Source organism: Pseudoalteromonas sp. Z9A5 (assembly GCF_011378875.1).
Lineage (GTDB): Bacteria > Pseudomonadota > Gammaproteobacteria > Enterobacterales > Alteromonadaceae > Pseudoalteromonas.
The window spans coordinates 2,222-27,623 of record NZ_WTLC01000017.1; the positions used below are offsets into that span (position 1 = coordinate 2,222).

Here is a 25,402-nt window from a genome sequence, read left to right on the forward strand (position 1 = left end):
ACTGATAGTAAGAGAATTCTTCGCCTTAAAGATGTACAAACTTTAACTGGTTTATCTAGGAAGTGATCGCTCTTTAAACGATCACCTTTGATGCGTAATTTAGTCAATTCACTGATTTTAAAGAGCCTAGGCATGGCTGTTTGCTTTGATAAACGGGTCAGTTTTATATAATATCTTTTACTTAATAATGGATTATAGCTACTTCACTAGTAAAGGAATTGTATGCCACTCCCTGACTACCAATCTTTCATGACCCCATTACTTGCATGCTTAGCCAATGGTAAAACCGTTAAACTGCGTGATATTGATGCCGATGTTTACTGTAAGCTTGGGCTTAGTGCCGAACAATTAAAGCTCCGCATACCGAGCGGCAAGCAAACCTATGCCTATCATCGTTTGGGGTGGGCTAAAACTTACTTAGTTCAAGCGGGTTTAATAGAGCAGCCTAAAAGGGCTTTTTGTAAAATCACTCAAAAAGGGTTAGCTGCAATAGAGTCAGGCGAGCCAATTAATAACCAATACTTAAGTAAGTTCGATGCTTTTCTCGATTTTAAAACACGCTCTAAAGACGCAAACGAGCCCGCACAAGTAAACACCACCAGTATAGTAAGTAATAACTCAGATAAAACCCCTGAAGAGCTTATAGAAGCTGCAGTCGATACCCTCAATACCAATCTAAGTGACGAAATACTTAAAGCAATATTAGTAGCATCCCCCGTGTTTTTTGAAAACCTAGTGGTCGATTTAATGCTCGCTATGGGTTACGGCGGTTCACGTAAAGATGCAGGCCAAGCTACTCAATACACGCAAGATGGTGGCATCGATGGGGTAATCAAAGAAGATAAACTTGGTCTTGAAATGATATACTTGCAAGCCAAACGTTATACCAATAAAACAGTTGGTCGGCCAGATATACAAGCCTTTGCAGGTGCGCTTGATATGCACCGTGCTAAAAAGGGCGTTTTCATTACCACCAGCAGCTTTAGTAAAGATGCCCTCGAATATGTAGGCATGATAGAAAAACGCATAGTGCTGGTGGATGGCGCGCAATTAACCGAACTCATGCTTACTCATAATTTAGGTGTAAGCACCAAACACGTATTTGAAGTAAAAGCGCTCGATAGCGATTACTTTATGGAAGATTAAAATGACAACTAATAACAACTTTTCTCAAACCGCTGCTTTTATCTGGTCAGTAGCTGATCTGCTTCGAGGTGACTTTAAACAGTCTCAATATGGCCGTGTTATTTTACCTTTTACTTTATTACGCCGCCTTGAGTGTGTGCTTGCACCAAGTAAAGATGCTGTAGTAGCCGAGTTTGAGCGGATTAAAGCGTTAAACCTGCCAGAAGATGCACAAGAAAAGCTGTTGATCAGAGCTACAAATGGCTTAACCTTTTTTAATACCTCGCCTATGGATTTAGGCAAAATGGGTCAGGGTGATATTAAAATCAACCTTGAAAGTTATATTCAATGCTTTTCAGCAGATGCCCGCGAGATATTTGAGCACTTTAAGTTTGATGAGTTTATAGGGTTATTAGATGACGCTAACTTACTTTTTAAAGTCGTTAAAAAATTCGCCACGACCGATTTAAGCCCACAAGCTATATCAAACCACGATATGGGTTTAGTGTTTGAAGAGCTAATACGTCGCTTTGCTGAAAGCTCTAACGAAACCGCAGGTGAGCACTTTACCCCACGTGATATTGTACGTTTAACTACCTCACTGGTATTTATGGAAGACGACGACGCCCTAACCAAAGAAGGGATTATTCGCACCATTTACGACCCAACAGCAGGCACAGGTGGCTTTTTATCATCAGGTATGGAGTACGCACATGAGCTTAACCCTAATGCGGTTATGCGAGCATTTGGCCAAGAGCTAAACCCAGAGTCTTACGCTATTTGTAAAGCCGATATGCTTATTAAAGGGCAAGACGTAAGCCGCATCAAACTAGGTAATACCTTATCGAATGATCAGCTAGCAGTAGATAAGTTTGATTACATGCTGTCTAACCCGCCATTCGGTGTAGATTGGAAAAAGATTGAAGGCGATATTAAAGACGAGCATACAATTAAGGGGTTTGATGGTCGCTTTGGTGCAGGCTTACCAAGAGTGTCAGATGGTTCACTGTTATTTTTAATGCACCTTATTAGTAAAATGCGTGATGCCTCTGCAGATGTTACTAACAGCGGCGGGCGTATTGGTATTATTTTAAATGGTTCACCTTTATTTACGGGCGGTGCAGGCAGTGGCGAAAGCGAAATTCGTCGTTATATTTTAGAGTCTGACTTACTTGAGGCAATTATAGCCTTACCTACTGATATGTTTTACAACACAGGTATTGCTACCTATGTATGGGTGCTATCTAATAAAAAAGCACAGCAGCAAAGCGCTGAGCGTAAAAACTCAGAACGTAAAAATAAAGTTCAGCTAATTAATGGCGCTAACCTATGCGGTAAAATGCGTAAATCTCTTGGTTCTAAACGAAACATTATGAGCGAAGACGATATTAAAGTAATCACTCGCAGCTTTGGTAACTTTGAACAAGTAGAAACAACAACACTTGAAGAGTTAGGCTTAACTAAACCAACCGAAGCTAAAAGTAGCCGAGGTCGCCAAGCGGCTAACCCTAAAGCCGATGTAGCAAAAACCTTTGCCAGTAAAATATTTAATACCTATGAGTTTGGTTATCGCCGTATCACCATAGAGCGCCCACTTAGGTTGTCAGCGCAAGTAACTGATGAAGCTATTGCATCCCTGCGTTTTGCACCTAAGCCTTACAATGCAGCCATGATGGCACTATATGAAAAGTTTGGCGCACAGTGGACTACTGACGACAAGTATGGTGATTTAAGCACTGTCGAAATTGAAGCCAGAGCCATTATTAAAGCCGACTTCCCCGAGCTTAAAGAAAAGCAAATTAAAGACGTGCTAGAGCCTAAGCTTTGGTTATTCCAAAAATCCCTCATGGAAAAAGCGCAGCAACTACAAACACAATTAGGCGACGAGGCTGGTGGCAAGCAGTTACAATCAGAGGACTTTAACCAGTTTGATATTACCTATACACAAGCGCTTAAAACGTCAGATATTAAGCTCGACACCAAAGAGAAAAAACAGCTGCTCGATGCCATTACTTTTAAAAACCCAGCGGCAGAATGCGTTGTTGATAAATTATTTAAAGATGAAGCAAACCCAATGTATGGAGCATTTGAATATCAAGGTAATGTTACAAAGTGGCAAGGTAAAGTAGTTACCTTTAAGCAAGATGGCGACCTACGCGACAACGAAAACGTACCGTTAAAAGAGGCCTATTTAAACGGCTCAGCTCAGCCAAGTATCAGCACAACCCAAATGGTTGAAAACTACTTTAACCGCGAGGTAGCACCCCATGTAAGTGATGCATGGATAAACGACACTAAGCGCGACGATAAAGACGGTGAACTAGGCATAGTTGGCTACGAAATCCCGTTTAACCGCCATTTTTATGAATACCAACCACCACGTGATTTAGCCGAGATTGACGAAGAACTTGATGCTGTGAGCCGTGACATAATGAAGTTGTTGCAAGAGGTACACTCGTAATGAGCGACAAACACCCAGCATTACTGCAAAGTGCAGAATACAAACAATGGCTAACAGAGCTTAAACAAAAAGTGGCATCAAGCCAGCAAAAAGCCGTTGTTAAAGTGAATACCGAGCTTTTAACTTTGTATTGGCAATTGGGCGAAGAAATAGTTACCCGCCAACAGCAAGCCGCGTGGGGCGATAAGTTATTAGCCCAACTCAGCCAAGATTTAATGGCCGAATTTCCACAAATGAAAGGCTTTTCACAGCGCAATCTAAAATACATTCGCCAGTGGTATCAATTTTTCTCCAGCGATGCAATTGGGCAACAGCTTGTTGCCCAATTAGTGCAAATCCCTTGGGGTCACAATATTCAAATTATCAGTAAGTGCAAAACCACTGACGAGGCGGCCTATTATGTTAGCAACACATTAGCGCATGGCTGGAGCCGTAATGTTTTGGTGCACCAAATTGAAAGTGGCTTGTGGCAACGCGACGGCCAAGCCTTGCACAACTTTGAGCAGCGTTTACCTGCCGCGCAATCTGAGCTGGCAATTCAAACCTTAAAAGACCCGTACATTTTTGACTTTTTAAGCCTCGCCAAAAATCATTCTGAGCGCGAATTAGAGCAAGGGCTGGTAAAACATATTACCCAATTTTTGCTCGAACTAGGCGCAGGCTTTGCCTATATCGGCAAGCAATATCCGTTGCAAGTGGGCGAGCGTGACTTTTATATCGACCTACTGTTTTATCATGTGCATTTACATTGCTATATAGTGATTGAATTAAAATTAGGCGACTTTGAGCCAGAGCACGCAGGCAAGCTTAATTTTTATATTAAAGCGGTTGATGAGCAGCTCGCCAAAGCAGGCGATGCGCCCACCATTGGCCTGTTACTGTGCAAAACGAAAGATAAGTTAGTGGCCGAATACGCCCTTAGCGGCATGGATAAACCTATGGGTATTGCCGAGTATCGCTTAACTCAACAACTCCCAGATTCATTGAAATACGAATTGCCCAGTGTCGAAGTGTTAGCACAATTAGGGAGCGATCATGAGTGAGTTAAAGGTTGGCAAATATCAGGCTTATCCTGAATATAAGGATTCAGGTATAGAATGGATAGGGGATGTTCCAATCCATTGGAAATCTGCATCATTATCTAAAATTTTTAGTATTAAAGCTGGTGGAGATGTTAAGAACGAATTTTTTTCTGAAGAAAAAACTGCAGAACACCCTTACCCAATCTATACCAATGCAAATGATGAAAAATCTATATATGGGTATACGAGTAAATGTAACTATCCCCCAAATACAATAACTGTTAGCGGTCGTGGAGAAGTGGGATTCGCCGTATATAGAGATCACGCTTATGATGCAATTATACGCTTACTTGTTTTGTCTCCAACAGGTGAAAGTCATGGTAAGTTTTTCGCATATTTTATCAATAAAGTTATAGATTTTAGAGTTGAAAGCTCTGCAATAGGCCAGCTTTCAACACAGCAGATAGCTCCTTATCAGGTAACATTCCCTTCTTTCGATGAACAACAAAACATCGCCAATTTCCTCGATCACGAAACCGCTAAAATCGACACCTTGATTGAAAAGCAGCAACAACTGATTAAGTTATTAAAAGAAAAGCGCCAAGCGGTGATCAGCCATGCAGTGACTAAAGGCATTCCTAATAAAGAGCACCCAAATACCCCGATGAAAGATTCGGGTGTCGAGTGGCTGGGTGAAGTGCCAGCGCATTGGATAGTGAGTAAAATAAAAAATTACGCGAAGATAGAAAGTGGGCATACGCCAAGCAAAACCAAAGAAGAATATTGGGTTGATTGCACCGTTCCTTGGGTTTCTCTCAATGATTCCAGACAACTAAAGGTCGTTGACTATATTGATAATACTGCATATCAAATAAGTGAATTAGGTATGGCCAATTCGTCTGCTCATTTGTTGCCAGCAAGAGCTGTCGTATTTACTCGGGATGCTTCAATTGGTCTTAGTGCGATAACAACTAAACCAATGGCAGTCTCTCAGCATTTGATTGCCTGGTTGTGTAATGAAAAGTATTTAATTCCTGAATATTTACTTTTGGTGTTTTATGCAATGGAGTCTGAGTTCAATAGATACACTTCTGGCGCAACCTTAAAAACTATCGGAATGGATAATGTGCGTAGCTTAACGGCTGCGTTTCCATCAGTTGAGGAGCAAAGCAAAATAATTAAATGGGTGTTCGGCTGCGTTCATAAAATTAAGAGTTCGACGGAGAAAGCTGAAGATGTAATTACTTTATTGAAAGAACGCCGTACCGCCCTTATTTCAGCTGCAGTCACAGGGAAAATCGACGTGCGTAATTGGGAGCAACCTAATGACTAATGATGTCACACCACCGCTTGGACAGTTTATTTTATTTGAAACAGATGAAGGGAAAACCAAGGTTGAATGTCGTTTTGAAACAGAAACGCTATGGTTAACCCAAGCTGATTTATGCCTGTTGTATGGCAAGTCCAAAGCAACGATAAGTGAACATATAACTAATATATTTAACGAGCAAGAACTGGATGAAAATACAGCTGTTCGGTTATTCCGAACAACTGCAGAAGATGGAAAAAACTACAATACTAAGCACTATAATTTGCCGTTAATTATTGCAGTAGGTTACCGTGTACGCTCTAAGCAAGGCATCAAGTTTCGCCAATGGGCAACAAGCACATTACAAGAGTACCTAATTAAAGGCTTTGTAATGGATGACGAGCGCCTTAAAAATCCAGATAACATGCAGTACTTTGATGAACTGTTAAATCGTATACGTGATATACGCTCATCAGAGAAAATATTCTGGCGCAAGGTATGCGACATATACGCCACCAGCATAGATTACGATGGCAAAGCACAAACCAGTGTCGATTTTTTTGCTAAAGTTCAAAACAAAATGCATTGGGCAGCTCATGGTAATACTGCGGCAGAGCTTGTTTTTAAACGTATTGATGCCGACAAACCTCATTTAGGCTTAACCAGCTTTGCAGGCACGGAGCCAACCCGCAAAGAGGTGGTTACAGGCAAAAACTATTTAAATGAGCAAGAGCTCGATACTTTAAACAGGCTGGTTAACTCCTACTTAGAATTTGCAGAGCTACAAGCTCGTAATGGCAAGTTAATGAAGATGGCAGATTGGGCAAGCAAGCTTGATGACTTTTTACGCTTAAGTGACTATGAAGTACTTAACCACGCTGGCAATATTTCACAAGCGCAGGCCACTGAAAAAGCAAAACAAGAATACGATAAGTACCGCAGAGTAATTGATGCACAGCCATCAAAGGTTGATTTAGATTTAGCTAATGCACTCAAGCAGCTGCAGGATAAACCGAATAGTTAACGTTAATTGATTTTAGGTTAAAAACCCAACACGTTAAATAAGTCACGTATAAGGAATAATAAAAGTGATAGATACAACGCAAGAGCGTATTTTTCAAGACGACATAATTAGCCAAATGGTAGCCAATGGTTGGGCTGAAGGCAAAGGTGCTAGCTACAATTGCGAAACCGCGTTGTATGAACAAGACGCACTGGCCTTTGTTAAAAACACCCAACCTAAAGAGTGGCAAAAGCTGTGTAAAGTGTTCCCAAATGACCCTGAACGCCACTTTTTAGAAGCGCTGGTAGTACAACTTAAAAAAGCCGATATAAACGCCACAGATAAAGCCTCACGCACGTATGGTGTATTAGGTGTACTGCGCCACGGTTTAAAAATTCGTAATGCGCGTTTTGATCTATGCCAATTTAAACCAGAGCACAACCTAAACCCCGAAACCTTAGCACGTTACGAGCAAAACACCTGCCGTATAGTGCAAGAATTGGTGTATAGCCCGTATGCCAATGCTGAGCACTTAGCAGCAACAGGCAGCAAAGCCAAGAGCTGGCGCATAGATTTAGTATTGTTTGTAAATGGCTTACCCGTATCAACCCTTGAGCTTAAATCAGAATTTAAGCAAGCGGTTGAAAATGCAATTAAGCAATACAAACAAACCCGCTTACCTAAAGACCCTACGACTAAAAAGCCAGAGCCACTACTTACGTTTAAGCGTGGTGCATTAGTACACTTTGCTGTAAGCCAGTATGAAGTATATATGACCACGAAGCTTGCAGGCGGCGACACCTTCTTTTTACCCTTTAACAAAGGCACAAGTGAAGGTGGTGCAGGTAATGATGTACCTGAAGATACTAGCCGTTATGCAACTGATTACTTGTGGAATGAAGTATTAGTGCCTAAAAATCTGCTTAATATTTTAGGCAGCTTTGTACACTTGCAAATAGAAGAGTTTGAAAATTGGGAAGGGCTAAAAGATAAAAAAGAAACGCTTATTTTCCCGCGCTATCACCAGTGGGATGTAGTAAGTAAGCTTATTAATGCGGCAATAGAAGAGGGCACAGGTAACAAGTACTTGGTTCAACATAGTGCGGGCTCAGGTAAATCAAACTCTATTGCTTGGACAGCCCACCAGCTTTCTACTCTGTATGACGAGCAAGGTAATAAGCAATTTCATTCAGTGATTGTTGTAACAGATAGAACAGTACTTGATGATCAGCTGCAAGATACTATTTATCAGTTTGAGCATGCAGATGGTGTGGTAGGGCGTATTAATAATAAAGAGGGTGACGGTTCTAAATCAGAAAAGCTCGCCAGTGCACTTGAAAACGCTCAGCCTATTATTATTGTAACCATTCAAACCTTCCCGTTTGTTTTACGCGCTATAGAGAACAGTACCAGCTTAAAAGAGCGCAGTTATGCAGTTATTGCCGATGAAGCCCATTCATCACAAAGCGGCTCTACAGCTCGCCAGTTAAAAGAAGTACTAATGACTGAAGAGACTGACGATGACATTGAGTTATCGTCAGAGGATATACTCGATGCAACCGTTGCAGCCCGCCGTGGTAGTGCAAACCTTAACTACTATGCATTTACTGCCACACCTAAAGCAAAAACAATAGAGCTGTTTGGTCGATTACCTGACCCAGAACTACCTCCATCAAAACAAAATAAGCCAGTGGCGTATCACATATATTCAATGCGCCAAGCAATAGAGGAAGGTTTTATATTAGATGTACTTAAAAATTACACTAACTATAAGGTGATGTACCAACTTGCTCAAAAAATAGAAGCGGCAGATGAAGAGGTTGATAGCAAAAAGGCAGCGGTAAAGCTTAACCAATGGGTGCGTCTACACGACCATAATATATCGCAAAAAGTTAAAGTGATTATTGAACACTTTAAAGATAACGTAATGGGTTTATTAGGCGGACAAGCTAAAGCAATGGTAGTAACTGGCTCACGTAAAGAGGCTGTACGTTATAAGCTAGCATTTGATAAATACGTGGCAGAGGCGCTTGCAGAGCAAAAAACAGGTTACTCGACAATACGCGCTATGGTGGCATTTTCAGGCGAAGTTGAGTTTACTAAAAGCGACCCTGACAGCGCTGCATTTTTAGATAAAAAGTTTACTGAAAAAAATATGAACCCTGATCTTAAAGGCCGCGATATGCGCAAAGCCTTTGATAGTGACGATTATCAAGTAATGCTGGTGGCTAATAAGTTTCAAACGGGGTTCGACCAACCAAAGCTATGCGCTATGTATGTAGATAAAAAGCTAGGTGGCGTTGAGTGTGTACAAACCCTGTCGCGATTAAATCGTACTTACCCAAGTAAAGCTGAAACTGGCACGTTTGTATTGGACTTCTTTAATGCCCCTGAAGACATACTAGAGGCATTTCAGCCTTACTACCAAACCGCAGAGCTTGCTGATGTTACTGACCCTCAGATTGTTTTTGATTTGTTTGAGAAGCTGCGTGCTAGCGGTATATTTTTGTGGTCTGAGGTTGAGCAATTTTGTGCAGCCTTCTTTACCAAGAACAAGTCAAACGTGGCTATCAGTAATATTATTCACCCCGCTAAAGAGCGTTGGCAAAAGCGTTATGCATCTGCAATTGAGGCGTATATAAAAGCGAAAGAAATGTTTGAACGCACCAAAAAGACTGAAGACGCTGTATTAATAGCTAACGCAGAAACAAGCTTTAAAGAGTGCAAACAAGAAAAAGACCGCCTAGAGATATTCAAAAAGGATTTAGGCAGCTTTACCCGCTTTTACGAGTTTATGTCACAGCTGGTGGAGTACGATGATAAAGAGCTTGAAAAGCTAAGCTTATTTGCTCGCCACTTGCGCCCACTGTTACGTGAAAAAGTAGTGACTGAAGATGAGCTTGATTTAGACAACGTAGTAATGAGCCATTACCGTCTATCAAAAATACGCCAGCAAGATATACAGCTAAAAGAAGACGAGCCTGATTACAAGCTAGAGCCAAGTAATGATGTGGGTAGTGCTAAAGCGAAGGATAAAAAAGAAGCGTTTTTATCACAAATAATCGACAAGCTTAATGAGGTTTTCATCACTGATAACCTAACTAATAAAGACATGCTTAACTATGCCTTTACAGTACGCGATAAACTAAGCGAAAACGCCTCTGTAATGAGCCAGATTGCAAACAACAGCCCAGAGCAAGCTATGCTAGGTGATTTCCCTCAAGCAATGGACGACGCCATTTTAGGAAGCAGTGACGCACATCAAGAACAAATGATGCAGCTACTGTCAGACCCCGCAAGAAACCAACACTTTCAGCGAGTGATATTTGACATGTTGAGTGGGTTAAATAGTAGAAAGTGATTTTCTGTATTTAGCTAAGAAAGCTGAATTATTTAAAGAAAGGTTTAATGCTAAAAATATTTTAGAACACTTCATTATCAAAGTACTTAACTGGATAAACCAATAGTGGGCTTTAGTCTAGAAATAAACTATACAACACAAACCCCGTATTGTATAAATGCTGTGCAACTAGATCAAACATGACTATTCAGAATAAGGGAATTAATTATGATTACATTGGAGCAAGTTATAATCAGTCGGGGCGATATTGAAAAAATTTATCGCGCAGAAAAAAAACTGACGCTTTGGCGAGGGCTTCATAACTCTGAGGTCGACAATAAGCTTAATCCTTTATACCCCGATTTTTACAGTAAGCAGCTGCCTAATGGCGATATTAGAGCACCTGATGTTACTATTATTAAAGAGGGAGTGAAGGAAGTAGTACTTTCAGAGGAAGGGGTAGGCACATCTCTGGTAGACAAAGAAGGTATTTTTGGCTACAAAAACTGGGAGTACTTTGTAATCCCTAAAGGAACCCATATTCCCTCAGAATTAATCATTACCAAAGATCATTATATGGCAAGGAAAAAGTGTTGGCATTACTCAATATCTCCGAACTTTGAAATGCCGTTAGATAGATTCATCGAAGCTCTTGATAAGTTGGCATATAACGCCGGAATTAAAATAAAAGGAGCAAAGCATGCCTAGCATTGAGACAAGAACTCTATCTGTCTGCATCCAAGCTTTACAGGCTGCAATTAAGCATAATGATTTTTTATCTCAATCTGAGACCGTAGATAAAGATGACTATGAAGAAAGTTCGTACATGTATGAATTGGAGTTAGTGAAATTAATAAAATTGTATAAAAAAGCAGAAGAAAATGGAGTTCCAATTCTACTAAAAGATCTGCTCAAACCTCCTTTCGAAGAACTTGGCTAAAAATGATAGGGTAAGCTCAGCATATTTTGTGGCTTACTCGCTCTTTCTAAATATGCTACCAATGATATAAATTGGCAACAGTAGCCATAATCGAGTGATAACTTGGTATTTAGTAGCAATAAAGCTATTTGTGGCAAAGTTAAAAACTTTTCTCTAACAATGCTTGGAAATGAGCGAGAAGCATTTTGCTACGGGGAATGGGACGCTTTAAGTGTAAAAAATGCACTTATTCAAACAACAATGCATGCAGAGTAAGATCATGAGATTTTAATAGTCATGAAAGTATACAGAATAAACAATAAGAATGACCAAGGGGACATATTAGATTTTGACCCTTATTCAATGTATCAATCATTAAAAGGCTATACAGACATTGCTGAGGCAGAGTTTATGGTTAAAATTTTTGATTTACATGCAAATAATGATTCTATTCTTAATATATGGCCAGATGTTATGCCTATTAAGCCGTTATCTATTGATTATGATAAAGTTGATATTTATATCCAAGGTGGCTTTTTATTATTATCTAAGGAAGCTTATGATTACCTATATCACTTTTTAGATGCATATGGCGAGTTCCTTAAAATAGACGTAAACGGCTCAGAAATGGTACTTTTTAACTTGCGTGTTTTTGCGCAAGAAGATCTTGATAAATGTATAGAGGACTACTCTAAAGGGTTGAGAAGTGGCTTTAAAAGCTTTGCATTTATTGATTCAGATATAGATAGTAAATTGCTATTTAAATCTAAGTTGTTAGATGGGATAGGGCTATTTTGTGGTGAAGAATTTAAGCAATTAGTTGAAGTGAAAAGTTTAAATGGTATTGAGTTTAATGAAATTAATTAGCTTAGTATTTCACTTAATTGTTTGAGCTCGATTTTGAGCATAATAATTATGATTGGCAGTAGTTTTATATTCTAAGTATGAGCTAGTTAGTTTTTCATATTTGAATACTTAGCTAAAAGAGCCGAAGTGTTCAGAGGACAATTTAAATCGAGAGTATTAATGAAAAGCATCAATTGGTTTACTGATGAACCTTCAGAGATAGGTCTTTATTTTGTGGCTGTAAAATATGGTGAAGGGGCTGGGACATTCGATTTTATAGAGTGGGATGGCAATAAATGGCTAACTAAATATGAAGGTAACGTTATTGCATACACTACACTGGAAGGTTTAATAAGAGATAGTAATATAGAATGGCCAGAAGAAACTAAAAAAGTAGAGCTGAAAAAAGACCCAAATATAGATGCTGATAATCTATGGGAAGACATGTAGGACAAAAAGTTATAAAAGTTTTATTAAACGAATTTAGCGTAAAGATTCGAATGTGATATTAGCTTTTAGTACCACAGTTAGTACCTGCCGTTGCAGTTGTCGATATTAAAGCTCTTTTAAAACAGCGCTTTACACTTCCTGTTAAGACTCCCCCAGTTCCACCAATAAAGGTTTTTAGACTCGTTATCTTAAAACCATAATAAACCCGTTTATTTGATAACTCAGATAAACGGGTTTTTTTATGAAAACGGTTTAAACTGTCGTTTTACTATACAAAACACACTTTTAGATGCTAGCTTAGAGTTGTTATAAAATATCAACTTCAGGTGAATAAGTATAAATAATGCCTAAATACACCCGCCTTTTACTCTTACCAATAAAATACTAACTTTAGTTGCCAAAATCACTGTACCACTACAGACTACTTTTACACGTGGCTCTAATAAGCCATTCCATTCTTATATTTAGTTATATGAAATTCTTCGCAATTTACCTTTTAATAAAATAATTAGCAGCGTTAAAAACGACATTAAAGTAATTAATAATACTAAGTTGAGTGTAAGGGTACTGTTGTTCTGTAAAGCAACAGGCAAAGGTTCTGCTTGTTGTGTGAGGTTTTGGCTTTTATCTTGATTTTGTCTTATGTAGCCCTGGCTTATCCAGTCAATCGCATTTATCCACTGGATTTGAGCGGGATCTGTTTTTTCAAATTGGCTCATGTACGGTGCATCATCATTTAAGTTTTTTGCTAAGCGTGTTAACTGCTGCCAAAACATAAACTGTGGGCCTAAATCGTCTATTTCTTGTAAATGCTGTTTTAGTTTGTCGCCACCCATTGCTTCAATATTTAATTGCCCAACGGTGTCTGCGTAGTTATTTATTGAATGTGAAAATAAAATAAAGTAATCGTTTATTTGCTGCTGATCTGTTTTTATTTTCTCGTCACTGTTGTTATTAACGGGTGCAATGCTTTGGTAGTTTAAGTATTGCTTATAACGGGTATAGCTAAAATTTTCGATTGTTTCATTTGAACTGTTTTTTGTAGCTAAGTTACTGGTAATAAGTTTTGAAGCGATGACTATAGAACTTATTACTAAAATAAAAAGTATGATGTAGTTAATATAAAGCGACGTTTTTAGTGTACGAGTAAGCCATTTGTTTTTAGTATTTGTTGCTGCAACCGTATTTGATATTGGCTCTTTAATTACTGAATTTGTTTGTTGATTATGTTGTTCACTATCTGTTTTTTCACGATTTAAATTGTCACTATCAACAGATGCTTTATGAAGAATGATTTGTTTACTGTCAGTGTTTTTTTCAGTTGGGATCACACTTGGGAATTGCGGTTCTACTTTAGTTATTAAACCGAAGGCTTTAAGTTTTGATTCTGTTTTTACAGCATCAATACTCGTTAAGTTTTTTACTAAAGCATAGGCTTTTCCATCAAATAACTTTATGACAATATAATGAGGAATACTCAAAAACTCACTGAGTTTGCTTTGAACATTTGATATGTCGGCATCATCATTTAGTTGCCCACTAAAAACTATTTTGAACGTTGTGCTCACGTTATTTCCCTGACGTGCCGGTCCCGTTTTACGGGATCTCGTTATTATTATTTAACTAAATAATTTAACAGATAAATAAAGGGGTTTCTACTACTCCCGCTAATCATTTTAGATAAAAAGCCTTAACATACTATAGTTAAGGCTTTTAACGTGTAGCTAATACTATTTTACTTATTGTTTGATAGGCAAAATTGATTCACTTTTATTTTTACTTGGCTTTTGTGTCGCTTTTTCTATTATATTTTCAAGAGGTTGATTACGTACACACATAAGTACTTCATTCATGGCCTGGCAAGTGCCTGTTGCTTTTTGATGATGTATTGAATATGTACAATCGTCGTTAAGTTTTTTGTCTGCACATGCTTCCCATGGGGCATTACTGCCGTGTCCTGCATGGCTTAATGCAAAAAATGAAGTGCTAATAAATATCCCAGCAAGAAGTGACTTTATAAAGTTAATTTTTTTCATTGTTATCGTGGTCCTGTTTCATCTTCGGTAAGTGCAATTTCACCTCTAAAGCAGCCAATAAACATGTTTTCTGATACGCTCGCTGCATGATAGTGATAACCACGTGTTTCATCTGTATGTCCACGGCACGAGTCTAAATCTGTAGGCTCTGTATTTGTATCATCTAGCATTCCAAATATGCCATATCCATCAAGTGCGTAGCCCATCATTGCAGAATGACCATCTGATTGAATTTGAGTTTGACTGCATCCGGCTTCGCCGTGATAGTGATAACCTTCATTTAAGTTTATATGACCCGCGCAATCGTCAAATGCTGCAATGGTATAAGCACTTAAAATAGCGTCAACGGGTGCTGGTGCTGCTAGTTCTACACCATTAAGTGCTAAACCAATATTAACTCGACCTACATTAATTGTTTGCGCTGCGGCAATCGGCGTTATAGGAATTAAAAATGATGCAGATATACCACCATTAACATAGTCTATTGAGCATTCAACACAGTGGTTTTGGTATTGCTCTTCTACGTCTGGTCTGGCGGCGCCTTCACATGATTCCTCTGTGTCGGTTATATTAACCAAACCAGTACTTTCGTCATATAACTTCCAATTACTGTCATTATATAGCGTAGGCAGGCTTAAAATAAAGTCACCAGTAATATCATAAACTTCACCGCTTCCGTCAAACCAAATACCAGCTTCATCAGCGGTTGAGGTAATATTTTTAGGGCAAAACGAACTAATTTCATAATTTGAAGGTGCTCCAGCAATATCAATTCGATAACAAGATGCTTCATCGCCATTACTTAATGTACATGTTTCGGTTGTGATTGATGAAACGAGTGCGCCTCTTTCAAAGTTAAATGGATCTACCTCTACAATGGTTTCGGTTGTTGTGTCTGAATCGCTTGAACTGTCATCAACAACAATGCTGTCTTCTTCTATTATTGTTTCTTCGCTGTCGCTATTACAGGCAACTAAACCTATTGTAATAAAGCATACTGTTAATGCTTTTAATAAGTGTGGTATTGGTTTAAGCATGGGGTAAATCCAAATAAATTAAGTTGAATGTATAATATTTGTTAAATGTGCAAACAAAGTGCAAGAATTAAGAAACATTACGCAGTGCAAAAGCGGTCGTTACCAATAAAAACAATAAGCTTAAAAAAATAGCGGTAGAGCGAGTTATTATTAATCTTCATTATTGTGGTTCTATTAAATTAGGGTTTAAACATGGATTTATTTACTAGTGATTTAATTTCGCCACTATTTGCCTTGCTCCTTATTATTCTCTCTGGCGTTACTTCTTTTATATCGGCTGCGTTTGGGGCTGGTGGTGGTTTGATGTTGTTGGTCGTTATGGCATCAGTAATGCCTATGTCGGTTGTTGTGCCTGTGCACGGTTTGGTGCAGTTAGGTTCAAATACAAACCGTTTATTATTGAGCTTTAAGCATATAGATAAAAGTATGTTTGTTTATTTTACATTTGGAGGTATAGCAGGTGCTTTATTATCAAGCCTTGTAATGACCGATATAAAGCTTGATGTAATGAAGTTGATTGTTGGTGTTTTTGTTATTTATTTACTCTGGGGTAAAAAACCTGTAATTAAAACCGACTCAATAATCTGGCGTTTTGGTGCAGGGTTAGTGACTACTTTTATTTGTATGTTTGCAGGAGCGAGTGGTCCGTTAGTTGGCAGTTGTTTGTATGTTAGTGACTATAGTAAGTTAAAATATACAGCAACATTTTCTAGTATTATGTCTGTTCAACATCTACTTAAAGCGATTATATATGGGGCGGTTGGTTTTAGTTTTTGGCAATGGTTACCTTTAATTAGTGCAATGGTTTTGAGTGGTGCAGTGGGGACGTGGTTAGGAATTAAGTTATTACACAGCATGCCTGCAGATAAATTTAAGCGTGTTTTTAAATTTATTTTGACACTACTCGCATTACAGTTAGCTTGGCAGGGTATTGGTGTAGTACTAAGTTAATGCAAAGCATTCCTTTGCATTAACTAGCAGTTTTATTTAGCTTCCATCAGCTTATTTAACGGCAGCTTTAACAGGCTTGTCGCCATCAAATAGTTCAAATATACGGCTGCTGTTTGGGCTGTTGGTTGCTATGTGCAGCAATCCATTTGCTACGTTTTCACGGCTTATTTTAGCTTTATCTCGATCTTTAGGGCGCTCTGTTGTTACTTCTAATGAAGCTTTGTCGTTAGTAAGTGTGCCTGGTCGAACAATTGTATAATTTAATCCACTATTAATTAAATGCTGATCAGCCATATGCTTGGCAACTAAGTAAGGCTTTAAATCGCCGGTAATTGAATCTGGATCGTCTGCACCAATAGAGCTCACCATAATAAAATGTTGAATGTTGTGCTCTTTTGCATAATTAGCGGCTTTTGTGGCAGCCCATAAATCAATTAAAACAGTTTTATCATCACCTGTGTTTCCACCAGAACCCGCTGCAAAAATAACTTGGTCACAGCCACTTAGCGCATTACTAAAATCACCTTCAAGGTCTTGCTCTACAATATTTAAAAAGGGGCTTTCTAAGTCACTTAACTTACTTTTATCACGTACAAGAGCAACTACATTCTGCTCGTTTTTAAGCAATAGTTCTGTTGTCATTTTACCAATTTGACCGCTTGCACCAATAATTAGAGTCTTGTTCATAATTAATTCCTTCTTAAAAGAGATTGAATATTAATGTTTCGTATAACAAGACTTTGGGGTGCTAATTTATTTTTAAAGGGTAAAAAATCTGTTTAGATAGATTAATTTAAAAAACACCTTATATAAAAATAGATACTTAACAGGGCATTAAAATAATTTTTTATTTACTATTTTTTAGAACTTTTTATTCAATCATAATACTAACTTCAGTCACATAATTGTGGTGGTACAAACTAATTTTTACTTTATGCTCTTTGTAGTTATAAAAAAGAGTGTGATGAGTGCTGTTACCTGTATTTTTTAAAGGCTCTCCTAACTTTTCTTTATAAAAGCCAGTAATAGTGTCAATTGAATCAGTTAAGTAACCAGTGCGGATCATTGGGTACTCATTGGTAACATCCATTGTTATTACAAATTCTTCAGGAAGCGGAATTTCGGTTACGTTTTGGCTTAGTGCATTGAACGATACAGTGGATAGTAATGTGATTAAAACAATTAAAATTTTCATGAGAGTCCTTTTTATAATAATTTCCTTTATTGATGCCTATTTTACTGGAATAAGCATTTATGTCATTTAAATTTTATTTCGCATTAAATCTCGTACTATAAAGCGTGCAGGGTGTATAGCTTGGCTTACCCGTTCGCTAAATGGGCGAGGCTCGTTATTCAAACTACTTATTAAGTGCTCACAGCTAAGTGGCGCGCTACATAATGCGCGTGCTCCAAAACCGGTAAAAATGTGTAGCCCTTGCTGTGGTTTATTTAGCGGTTGATATTGATAACGTTTACCTAAACGTAAATTAGCAAAAGCAGTTATATAATCACTCTGTTGCGCCCATTCTCCAGCCATTGGCAAGTGGTCAATAAAGCTGCAGCGTACAGCGGCCTTTGCCGACGTTATGTTACCTAAGCTGGTGGCAAACTCGCTTTGATCATAAAAGCTCAGAAGTTGTTCTTTGTTGGTGATGTTGTCTTGTTCGGTAACTTGTCGGCTTTTACTGTTTTTTTCAAATGTGGCACCCATACAGTGATGGTCTAAATAAGCTGGGGTAAAATAACCTTTATGGCAAAGCACTGTTTTTAGTTTGCGAGATTGCTCACTTGCTTGAACATGCGACACTTGACCTCGTACGCCTACAATGGGTAGTGATTTTGTTTGCTCAAATGCGTCACTGTGCTCGCCTGCACAAATAATTACATCACTAAAAGGACCTAGCCGTTCACCATTAGTTGATAAAAACCAGCCGTCATCGGTTTTTTCTAGCTGTTCAATATTACAATTAAACGAGCTTTTAAATGGCGTTAAGTTGTTTGCCGCATTTAGCATCGCATTTACTAATTGCGGTGGGTTTACCCAGCCACCTTGTTCAAAATAAACACCAGAGTAACCCGTATTTATACCTGCAATTTCGTCACCTTGTTGCGCGGTTACGTTTCGCATAAGCGATTTTGGCCATAATTGCTTTTGTGCTAAATTTTGATGTTTATCGGCTAGGGGTTGCTTAACTGCATGCTGCAATACGCCGCACCAATCGTAATCAAAGCTAAAACCAGTATTGAGTAAGTGGTTATAGAGCCTTTTAGCATATAAAAAACTGTGAGCAAATAATTCGCTGTGTGGCGAGTTTTTAGCTTGTAAATGTGGATATATAGCACCTTGTACGTTATGCGATGCGCCCATTGCTGGTTTTGAGTCTTGACAAAATAATTGGCTTTCGATCCCACGCTTTGCCAAGCTATATAAAATACAACTACTAGCAATGCCGCCGCCAATAACCGCTACACTTTTAAGTGAACTGTTGCCGTGGCTAAAGTAATCTGGAGCCGATTGTATATTATTGGCTTTATTAAGCGTACCTACTAATATTTCATTTTTTGTAGAAGCAAAATCTTTTACTTTTTGTATTGTAAAACCGGCTTTAACTAGTTCATTGTTAAGGCATTCAGTTGTTTCGTATGTGGCTATTGTTGCGCCCGTTTTTGTTATATCGGTAATGGCGTTAAATAAGCTCTGCTGATAGTGCTTTGGTATGGTGTTTGTAGATGAATTATTTAAAAACCAAGCATCAACAATACCTATTTTTGGATAACTCATTACTTTGATTAAATTGGTTATTTCTCCAAAGTATAAATCGAGTACAACAAGGCCATTATTAAATTCTAGGCGATGGCAGCCTTCTAAGTTAATAGGGTATTGCTCAATTAGTTGCTTACTTAAACTATTAATTGCTGGATGCATTTTTAATATTTTTGATAAGTCAGCTACAGTTAGCGCACAGGTGTCAAAAGAGATGAAATGTAGTCGCTTAACACCTTTATCTAATTGATTTTGAACTTGTTGCCGTGCAAGGTGGTCAGTAAAGCGTTGCCATACATTTAAAAAATTTAAACCGTTATTAAAACAGGTTTCGGCAACGACAAAATATGGTTGGTCATGATTTTGTAATCGTGTGTCTATATTGTTTTGCTCATACAATACATTATGAGATTTGACTAAGACGTCACTATCATAAAAAGAAGCAGAATCAAGATCATTAGTAACAGGTTTACTAAAGTGATTAGTGTGTGTTTGAGCGTTTTTGATCATGATTAATTAAATTTTACAAATAATATTTTTTAATTATTTTACGCGTTTTCTTTGAAATAGTCCGGCATTATTTATAAGCTAGCAGTTCAGAGTACAAGTGTACGCTAGAAAGCGGACCACTTAGGTGATTAAATTCGCGTAAAATAGAACACAATTTAGTATTAAGCTAAGGGAATTACCCATGAGAAGAGCTGTAATTACAGGTATTGGTGTTGTATCAAGCATTGGTAACAACAAAGAAGAAGTATTAGAATCGTTAAAAACTGGCAAAAGTGGTATCGCTTTTAACCAAGAATTTGCTGATTATAAGTTACGCAGTAACGTATCAGGAAAAATTGATATTGATGTTAAAGCGCATGTTGACCGTAAAGCAATGCGCTTTATGGGTGATGCTGCTGCCTATTCTTATATTTCAATGACGCAAGCAATTGAAGACTCAGGTTTGTCTGACGACCAAGTATCAAATGAGCGCACTGGTATTATTGTTGGTTCTGGCGGTGGTTCGTCTAAATGGCAAGTAGAAGCTGCAGATATTTTACGTGAAAAAGGCGTTAAACGCGTAGGTCCTTATATGGTACCGCGTACTATGGCAAGCACCACGTCTGCATGTTTAGCAACACCATTTAAAATTAAAGGCGTTAACTACTCAATTAGCTCTGCATGTGCTACATCGGCGCATTGTATTGGTAACGCGGTAGAGCAAATTCAACTTGGTAAACAAGACGTTGTATTTGCTGGTGGCGGTGAAGAACTACACTGGACACTTGCAATGGAATTTGACGCTATGGGCGCACTTTCTACTAAGTATAACGAAACACCAGAAAAAGCATCTCGTACGTATGATGCAAATCGCGACGGTTTTGTAATTTCTGGCGGTGGCGGTATTGTTGTGGTTGAAGAGCTTGAGCATGCACTTGCTCGTGGCGCTCACATCTACGGCGAAATTGTTGGTTACGGTGCAACATCTGATGGCTACGATATGGTTGCTCCATCAGGCGAAGGTGCAGCACGTTGTATGCGCCAAGCTATGAAAGATGTAGACAGCATTGATTACTTAAATACGCATGGCACATCAACACCTGTAGGCGATGTTAAAGAGTTAGGCGCGATTCAAGAAGTATTTGGTGGTAAGTCACCAATGATCAGTGCAACTAAAGCAATGACAGGGCATGCACTTGGTGCTGCTGGTGTTCACGAAGCTATTTTCTCATTATTGATGCTAGAGCACAGCTTTGTAGCACCTTCAATTAATATTGATGAGTTAGATGAACAAGCTGCTGGTCTTGATATTGTGACTGAACGTCGTGATGTTGAAATAAATACAGTTATGTCAAATAGCTTTGGCTTTGGTGGCACAAACGCCACTTTAGTTATGAGTAAATACAAAGCGTAATAAGTTTTTATAAACTAATTACTAAAATACCGCTCACTTGCTAAGTAAGCGGTATTTTTTTGCTTGGAATTTGTAAAGCCTCGTTGTTATGGTGTTTCAGGTTATTTAAGTTTTCTGGAAGGTAAAGGGTATATGCAGTTATTTACAGAACGATTAAGTATGCGTCAAATCAATGAAGTCGATTGGGCTATTTTTTTACAGCTCCATCGAGAGCCTAAAGTACTTTTACATTGTTTTGATGAGCCAAAGGAAGTATTTGTTAGGCAGCGGTTTGAGCAGCGTTTACCAGCATGGTATCCGAGTGAACAGCACCCGTTATGTTTAGCTGTTATAAATAATGAAACCGAGCAAGTAATTGGTGTTAGCGGTTTTACGTATGATGGAATTACAGCTGAGTTAGGGTATTTATTTTTACCCTCATATTTTGGTAAAGGTTATGCGACTGAGTCATTAAGAGCGGTTATAGAGTGGGCGTGGAAGCAATGCGGTATTACACAGTTTAAAGGGGTAGTTACTCGCGGTAATAAGGGCTCCGAAAATGTACTTAGCAAGTGCGGATTAACACTTACCGACACGCTATTTCAGGTGCATACAATTAATAATGAATTATATGACGACCTTATTTATACACTCAAGGTGTAATTTAATTGGGCTAGCGTACTAGCCCAAATAGTAATAGGCGTTTACAAGTGCTGTTCTATTGTTTTACGGTCTTTTTCTGGCATGTTTTCTACTACTAAATTGAACGAATTATCAATCATACGTTCAATTTCGCCTTGAGGAATTGAGCCATCTAAAATGACTGTGTTCCATAAACGTTTATTCATATGGTAGCCTGGAATCACCGCAGGAAAAGTATCGCGTAATGAAAGTGCTTCATCGGGATCGCACTTTAAATTAAGCCACCAAATAGTCTCTCCATCATCATTTGTTTCGCCATCATTGCCAATAGCAAGGGTAGCAAACATTTTATGATTCACTTTATAAACATCAACCTCTTGAGCAAACGGTTTAGTAACCTGAACAAGTGGTTTTTTAATTAAATACTCATGTACATTTATTTGGTCCATGATCCATTCCTTGAAGTCATACTCGGTTAAGCTACAATAGCAGTTTTTTACACATTTGATTATATGTATTTTAGTCTAAATTATAATTTTACAAGTTAATACAATGTATAACGAGGTTTGAAGTAACTTTTTTGTTGAACAAAGTCCAGTTCGTGGTATGTTTCTGGCAATCAAAAAAATAATAGGAATTTCCACATGCCAAAGGCGAGTGATGTTAAAAAGGGTACTGCCATTGATTTTAATGGTCGCGTGTTAGTTGTAAAGGATATCGTACGATCAGTACCGCAAGGTCGTGCTGGTGGTAGCTTGTACCGCATGCGTTTATACGATGTAGTAACAGGTGGTAAAGTAGACGAAACCTTTAAAGACAGTGACATGTTAACGCTTGCTGATTTAACGCGACGTGAAGTAATGCTTTCTTATGTTGATGGTGATGAATATGTGTTCATGGATAATGAAGATTACACACCATACAATCTAAATAAAGAAGCCATTAGCGAAGAAATTCAATTCGTTAATGAAGAAACGCAAGGTGTTCACGTTATTGTAATTGACGGCGCACCAGTTGGTCTTGACTTACCGTCAAGTGTTGAGCTTGTTGTTGAAGAAACAGACCCATCTATTAAAGGCGCGTCTGCAAGTGCTCGCTCAAAACCAGCACGTATGTCGACTGGTTTGAATATTTCGGTACCTGAGCATATTTCAACAGGCGATCGTATTCGTATTAATACGGTTGAGCATAAATTTATGGGTCGAGCTGAAAAGTAAACTAGTAAGCTATAAGGCCCCAATTTAAAAAGCCGAACTTATATAAATTCGGCTTTTTTGTATGTAAAAGTTTATTGTTTTAACTTATAAACTTGAGTTAAAAGGTCGTCTTAATTTATTGATGCTGCATTGTTAGTAATTCTAATTAAGCTTGGCGCTGCTTTACTTTGTTGCTGTTTTAAAAACTCAGTAAATTCTTTTTTAGATAACGGCTTGGAATAGTAATAGCCTTGCACGGTTTCGCAGTTAAGCTTTTTAAGTATTTCAATTTGGCTTGCTTGCTCAACGCCTTCAGCTACTACATGTAAATCAAGGTTATGTGCAATCGTGACAATTGAGTCAACCATATTACGACCGCGTTCATTTTTCATATCATCAATAAACGCTTTATCCACTTTTAGTGTGTTCAGTGGAAATTGTTTTAGATACGCCAAAGAGGAATAGCCAGTACCAAAATCGTCCATAGCAAGATGAATTCCTCGGGCACTTAACGAGCGCATAATTGCAATGGCTTCTTTAGGGTCATCCATTACAGTGCCTTCGGTTATTTCAAGTTCTAAAAAGTACGAAGGTAACTCATTTTTTTGTAAAATAACGTCAATACGAGAAGTTAAATCCGGTAGGCTAAATTGTTTTGCGGATAAATTAACGGCTACTCTGCCACTAAATAAACCGCTATCAAGCCACTCTTTAACGTCTCTACATGCTTTATTTAATACCACTTCACCTATCTCGATTATTTGTCCGGTTTCCTCTGCTATGGGAATAAATACACCTGGACTTATAATGTCTTTTTTAGGGGTGATAAAGCGTACTAATGCCTCCATACCCGTTAATTTACCGGTTCGAATATTCATTTTAGGTTGATAATAAACTTCAAAATGATCTCGTTTTAAACCAAAGCGCATTAAGTTTTCTATTTGTAGGCGCTTAACCGCTTGGCGATTCATTGTATCGTTAAAGAATAAGTAGCTATTACCTTTCTTTTTAGCATGATACATAGCAGTGTCAGCGTTTTTTAAAAGTAGCTCTGGGGTATTACCATCTTCGGGGAACAGTACAATACCAACACTTGAGGTAATTGCGAGTTCGTGACCAGCCATTTTAAACGGTGTAGCAATAGCCGCTAAAAATTGTTTCGCCATACGTGTTATCACGTGTATGTCGTTGGTGTCAGACATCACCAAAGCAAACTCATCGCCCCCTAAACGATAAAACATATCATTCTCACGGGTTAGCTTATTTAAGCGCATAGCGAGCTTGGCAAGTAAGCTATCGCCTAACTGGTGCCCTAAAGAATCGTTTATTTTTTTAAAATTATCTAGGTCGAACACTAACAACGCATGGTGGGAGTTAAGCTTAACGAGTTTATGTAAATCAGTAAAAAATAAATTACGATTAGGTAAGCTAGTTGTACGATCGCGGTTAGACAGATTGTGTAATTGCGACTCTGCTTTTTTACGCTCGGTTAAATCTGAGTAAACAATAACGTAGTTAGTAATTTGGTTTTGATCGTTTTTAATTTCATCAATAGATATTTCAATAGGTAACAACACTCGTTCGCTATTACGCAGTTTAACTTCTTGTTGAATATGGTCGGTTTGTTTAACTATTTCTATAATATTATTTACGTAACTCTGATCGTAACCAGGAAGGTTAAAATCTTTATTAAGGTATTGCTCACGCACGCCGCCAAACAATGTTAAAAAGCTTGGGTTTATATCTATTAATTTAAAGTTTTTATCATAAATGGCTAAGGCATCAGTAAGGGATTCGACACATTTAGCAAATAAATTTAGGCGCTCTTCTGTCGACTTTAATTGTGATATATCGCGTACAGTGCCAGTCATTCGAAGTGGTGATAAGTTGGCATCTTTTTCAATTATTTTTCCGCGGTCGAGTACCCAATGCCAACGCCCAAATGTGTCTTTAATTCGATAAGTTGCTTCAAAAAAAACGGTTTGCTCGGCAAAATGCTTTTTAAGTAAGTGCTCAACATTCATTAAATCATGAGGGTGAATAAGGCTTTTATTAGGTGGAAAACCAATTAGAGTAGTAGAATTCATCATGTATTTATCATTAATACGAATGACTTCACCTGTTTTTATATTCCAATCCCAAAGGGTATCGCCGCTGCCTTCAACGGTGCTTTTTAAGCGTTTTTCAGACAAGCTTAACTGACGACGAGAGCGCCTCAGTTTATGGATCACAAATAGCAGGTAGGGCAAAGCAAGTGCAATTACTGCACTTGCTAGTATTAGTATTGTATCGGAGTCGTAATTAAATGATAACTCAAAAGCATAAAGCTTAAATGAGCAAGCAAGTAATATAAGTGACAAGCTTATTTTTATTATTATTTTTATCATTTTTTATTACTTCAAATTTACAAATGATAATT

General features: G+C 38.2%; 22 protein-coding genes. 14 read left to right on the top strand and 8 right to left on the bottom strand.

Features of this window, described 5'->3' with window-relative positions; genetic code table 11:
- Nucleotides 1-222 precede the first annotated feature (222 nt).
- The 10 genes from GQR56_RS10205 (at nucleotide 223) to GQR56_RS10250 (ending at nucleotide 12,475) form a co-directional block, all read left to right on the top strand.
- Entirely contained in the window at nucleotides 223-1,146 is a 924-nt protein-coding gene (locus tag GQR56_RS10205) for a restriction endonuclease (RefSeq protein ID WP_166110999.1), read from the top strand.
- 1 nt (nucleotide 1,147) lies between these two features.
- Nucleotides 1,148-3,586, top strand: coding sequence for a class I SAM-dependent DNA methyltransferase (locus GQR56_RS10210; RefSeq protein ID WP_166111002.1), 2,439 nt, complete (start codon nucleotides 1,148-1,150; stop codon nucleotides 3,584-3,586).
- Complete coding sequence (locus GQR56_RS10215) at nucleotides 3,586-4,629, top strand: PDDEXK nuclease domain-containing protein (protein WP_166111005.1); 1,044 nt, start codon at nucleotides 3,586-3,588, stop codon at nucleotides 4,627-4,629. Before GQR56_RS10210 ends, GQR56_RS10215 begins: the two co-directional genes overlap by 1 nt.
- Nucleotides 4,622-5,941: a restriction endonuclease subunit S gene (locus GQR56_RS10220; protein WP_166111008.1), complete on the top strand. Its 1,320-nt coding sequence runs from the start codon at nucleotides 4,622-4,624 to the stop codon at nucleotides 5,939-5,941. Before GQR56_RS10215 ends, GQR56_RS10220 begins: the two co-directional genes overlap by 8 nt.
- Nucleotides 5,934-6,941: a virulence RhuM family protein gene (locus GQR56_RS10225; RefSeq protein ID WP_166111011.1), complete on the top strand. Its 1,008-nt coding sequence runs from the start codon at nucleotides 5,934-5,936 to the stop codon at nucleotides 6,939-6,941. The genes GQR56_RS10220 and GQR56_RS10225 overlap by 8 nt, the downstream gene beginning before the upstream one ends.
- Before the next feature lie 64 nt (nucleotides 6,942-7,005).
- The gene (locus GQR56_RS10230; protein WP_166111014.1) at nucleotides 7,006-10,281 is read left to right on the top strand and encodes a DEAD/DEAH box helicase family protein; all 3,276 of its coding nucleotides are present in this window, start codon (nucleotides 7,006-7,008) and stop codon (nucleotides 10,279-10,281) included.
- 207 nt (nucleotides 10,282-10,488) lie between these two features.
- A complete protein-coding gene (locus GQR56_RS10235; protein ID WP_166111017.1) occupies nucleotides 10,489-10,968 on the top strand; it encodes a hypothetical protein in 480 nt (159 codons plus the stop codon).
- A complete protein-coding gene (locus GQR56_RS10240; protein WP_166111020.1) occupies nucleotides 10,961-11,200 on the top strand; it encodes a hypothetical protein in 240 nt (79 codons plus the stop codon). Before GQR56_RS10235 ends, GQR56_RS10240 begins: the two co-directional genes overlap by 8 nt.
- A gap of 276 nt (nucleotides 11,201-11,476) precedes the next feature.
- Nucleotides 11,477-12,046, top strand: a complete 570-nt coding sequence (locus tag GQR56_RS10245; RefSeq protein ID WP_166111023.1) for a hypothetical protein — start codon at nucleotides 11,477-11,479, stop codon at nucleotides 12,044-12,046.
- 159 nt (nucleotides 12,047-12,205) lie between these two features.
- The gene (locus tag GQR56_RS10250; protein ID WP_166111026.1) at nucleotides 12,206-12,475 is read left to right on the top strand and encodes a hypothetical protein; all 270 of its coding nucleotides are present in this window, start codon (nucleotides 12,206-12,208) and stop codon (nucleotides 12,473-12,475) included.
- Between the two features lie 464 nt (nucleotides 12,476-12,939).
- Here the strand turns inward: GQR56_RS10250 and GQR56_RS10255 are convergent, their stop codons facing one another.
- The 3 genes from GQR56_RS10255 to GQR56_RS10265 all read right to left on the bottom strand — a co-directional run bounded on the left by GQR56_RS10255 (nucleotide 12,940) and on the right by GQR56_RS10265 (nucleotide 15,548).
- Entirely contained in the window at nucleotides 12,940-14,043 is a 1,104-nt protein-coding gene (locus GQR56_RS10255) for a hypothetical protein (protein WP_206018147.1), read from the bottom strand.
- 171 nt (nucleotides 14,044-14,214) lie between these two features.
- Nucleotides 14,215-14,511 carry a hypothetical protein gene (locus GQR56_RS10260; RefSeq protein ID WP_166111029.1) on the bottom strand — a complete coding sequence of 99 codons (297 nt, stop codon included), beginning with the start codon at nucleotides 14,509-14,511 and terminating at the stop codon, nucleotides 14,215-14,217.
- A gap of 2 nt (nucleotides 14,512-14,513) precedes the next feature.
- Nucleotides 14,514-15,548, bottom strand: a complete 1,035-nt coding sequence (locus GQR56_RS10265; RefSeq protein WP_166111032.1) for a YHYH protein — start codon at nucleotides 15,546-15,548, stop codon at nucleotides 14,514-14,516.
- 192 nt (nucleotides 15,549-15,740) lie between these two features.
- Between GQR56_RS10265 and GQR56_RS10270 the strand changes: the two genes are divergently transcribed.
- Nucleotides 15,741-16,499 carry a sulfite exporter TauE/SafE family protein gene (locus GQR56_RS10270; protein WP_166111035.1) on the top strand — a complete coding sequence of 253 codons (759 nt, stop codon included), beginning with the start codon at nucleotides 15,741-15,743 and terminating at the stop codon, nucleotides 16,497-16,499.
- Between the two features lie 51 nt (nucleotides 16,500-16,550).
- On the opposite strand, the gene GQR56_RS10275 is transcribed toward GQR56_RS10270, so the two are convergent.
- The 3 genes from GQR56_RS10275 to mnmC form a co-directional block, all read right to left on the bottom strand.
- A complete protein-coding gene (locus GQR56_RS10275) occupies nucleotides 16,551-17,186 on the bottom strand; it encodes an SDR family oxidoreductase (RefSeq protein ID WP_166111038.1) in 636 nt (211 codons plus the stop codon).
- A 184-nt stretch (nucleotides 17,187-17,370) separates the two neighbouring features.
- Nucleotides 17,371-17,694: a hypothetical protein gene (locus tag GQR56_RS10280; RefSeq protein WP_166111041.1), complete on the bottom strand. Its 324-nt coding sequence runs from the start codon at nucleotides 17,692-17,694 to the stop codon at nucleotides 17,371-17,373.
- A 66-nt stretch (nucleotides 17,695-17,760) separates the two neighbouring features.
- The gene (gene mnmC, locus GQR56_RS10285; RefSeq protein ID WP_166111043.1) at nucleotides 17,761-19,773 is read right to left on the bottom strand and encodes an FAD-dependent 5-carboxymethylaminomethyl-2-thiouridine(34) oxidoreductase MnmC; all 2,013 of its coding nucleotides are present in this window, start codon (nucleotides 19,771-19,773) and stop codon (nucleotides 17,761-17,763) included.
- Nucleotides 19,774-19,954: 181 nt separating this feature from the next.
- Between mnmC and fabB the strand changes: the two genes are divergently transcribed.
- Nucleotides 19,955-21,166: a beta-ketoacyl-ACP synthase I gene (gene fabB, locus GQR56_RS10290; protein WP_024610177.1), complete on the top strand. Its 1,212-nt coding sequence runs from the start codon at nucleotides 19,955-19,957 to the stop codon at nucleotides 21,164-21,166.
- 132 nt (nucleotides 21,167-21,298) lie between these two features.
- Nucleotides 21,299-21,808, top strand: coding sequence for a GNAT family N-acetyltransferase (locus GQR56_RS10295; protein ID WP_024610176.1), 510 nt, complete (start codon nucleotides 21,299-21,301; stop codon nucleotides 21,806-21,808).
- A gap of 41 nt (nucleotides 21,809-21,849) precedes the next feature.
- On the opposite strand, the gene GQR56_RS10300 is transcribed toward GQR56_RS10295, so the two are convergent.
- On the bottom strand, nucleotides 21,850-22,236 hold the full coding sequence (locus tag GQR56_RS10300; RefSeq protein WP_024610175.1) for an MmcQ/YjbR family DNA-binding protein: 387 nt from the start codon (nucleotides 22,234-22,236) through the stop codon (nucleotides 21,850-21,852).
- A 195-nt stretch (nucleotides 22,237-22,431) separates the two neighbouring features.
- Here GQR56_RS10300 and yeiP point away from each other — a divergent pair, with 195 nt between their 5' ends.
- Entirely contained in the window at nucleotides 22,432-23,004 is a 573-nt protein-coding gene (gene yeiP, locus GQR56_RS10305; protein WP_008168547.1) for an elongation factor P-like protein YeiP, read from the top strand.
- A 110-nt stretch (nucleotides 23,005-23,114) separates the two neighbouring features.
- Here the strand turns inward: yeiP and GQR56_RS10310 are convergent, their stop codons facing one another.
- Complete coding sequence (locus GQR56_RS10310) at nucleotides 23,115-25,370, bottom strand: EAL domain-containing protein (protein ID WP_166111046.1); 2,256 nt, start codon at nucleotides 25,368-25,370, stop codon at nucleotides 23,115-23,117.
- Nucleotides 25,371-25,402: the final 32 nt, after the last annotated feature.

What these genes read in the sequence shown, in the direction of transcription:
- GQR56_RS10205 (WP_166110999.1), top strand. Translation starts at nt 223, where the DNA reads ATGCCACTCCCTGACTACCAATCTTTCATGACCCCATTACTTGCATGC.
- GQR56_RS10210 (WP_166111002.1), top strand. Translation starts at nt 1,148, where the DNA reads ATGACAACTAATAACAACTTTTCTCAAACCGCTGCTTTTATCTGGTCA.
- GQR56_RS10215 (WP_166111005.1), top strand. Translation starts at nt 3,586, where the DNA reads ATGAGCGACAAACACCCAGCATTACTGCAAAGTGCAGAATACAAACAA.
- GQR56_RS10220 (WP_166111008.1), top strand. Translation starts at nt 4,622, where the DNA reads ATGAGTGAGTTAAAGGTTGGCAAATATCAGGCTTATCCTGAATATAAG.
- GQR56_RS10225 (WP_166111011.1), top strand. Translation starts at nt 5,934, where the DNA reads ATGACTAATGATGTCACACCACCGCTTGGACAGTTTATTTTATTTGAA.
- GQR56_RS10235 (WP_166111017.1), top strand. Translation starts at nt 10,489, where the DNA reads ATGATTACATTGGAGCAAGTTATAATCAGTCGGGGCGATATTGAAAAA.
- GQR56_RS10240 (WP_166111020.1), top strand. Translation starts at nt 10,961, where the DNA reads ATGCCTAGCATTGAGACAAGAACTCTATCTGTCTGCATCCAAGCTTTA.
- GQR56_RS10245 (WP_166111023.1), top strand. Translation starts at nt 11,477, where the DNA reads ATGAAAGTATACAGAATAAACAATAAGAATGACCAAGGGGACATATTA.
- GQR56_RS10250 (WP_166111026.1), top strand. Translation starts at nt 12,206, where the DNA reads ATGAAAAGCATCAATTGGTTTACTGATGAACCTTCAGAGATAGGTCTT.
- GQR56_RS10260 (WP_166111029.1), bottom strand. Translation starts at nt 14,511, where the DNA reads ATGAAAAAAATTAACTTTATAAAGTCACTTCTTGCTGGGATATTTATT.
- GQR56_RS10265 (WP_166111032.1), bottom strand. Translation starts at nt 15,548, where the DNA reads ATGCTTAAACCAATACCACACTTATTAAAAGCATTAACAGTATGCTTT.
- GQR56_RS10270 (WP_166111035.1), top strand. Translation starts at nt 15,741, where the DNA reads ATGGATTTATTTACTAGTGATTTAATTTCGCCACTATTTGCCTTGCTC.
- GQR56_RS10275 (WP_166111038.1), bottom strand. Translation starts at nt 17,186, where the DNA reads ATGAACAAGACTCTAATTATTGGTGCAAGCGGTCAAATTGGTAAAATG.
- GQR56_RS10280 (WP_166111041.1), bottom strand. Translation starts at nt 17,694, where the DNA reads ATGAAAATTTTAATTGTTTTAATCACATTACTATCCACTGTATCGTTC.
- mnmC (WP_166111043.1), bottom strand. Translation starts at nt 19,773, where the DNA reads ATGATCAAAAACGCTCAAACACACACTAATCACTTTAGTAAACCTGTT.
- fabB (WP_024610177.1), top strand. Translation starts at nt 19,955, where the DNA reads ATGAGAAGAGCTGTAATTACAGGTATTGGTGTTGTATCAAGCATTGGT.
- GQR56_RS10295 (WP_024610176.1), top strand. Translation starts at nt 21,299, where the DNA reads ATGCAGTTATTTACAGAACGATTAAGTATGCGTCAAATCAATGAAGTC.
- GQR56_RS10300 (WP_024610175.1), bottom strand. Translation starts at nt 22,236, where the DNA reads ATGGACCAAATAAATGTACATGAGTATTTAATTAAAAAACCACTTGTT.
- yeiP (WP_008168547.1), top strand. Translation starts at nt 22,432, where the DNA reads ATGCCAAAGGCGAGTGATGTTAAAAAGGGTACTGCCATTGATTTTAAT.
- GQR56_RS10310 (WP_166111046.1), bottom strand. Translation starts at nt 25,370, where the DNA reads ATGATAAAAATAATAATAAAAATAAGCTTGTCACTTATATTACTTGCT.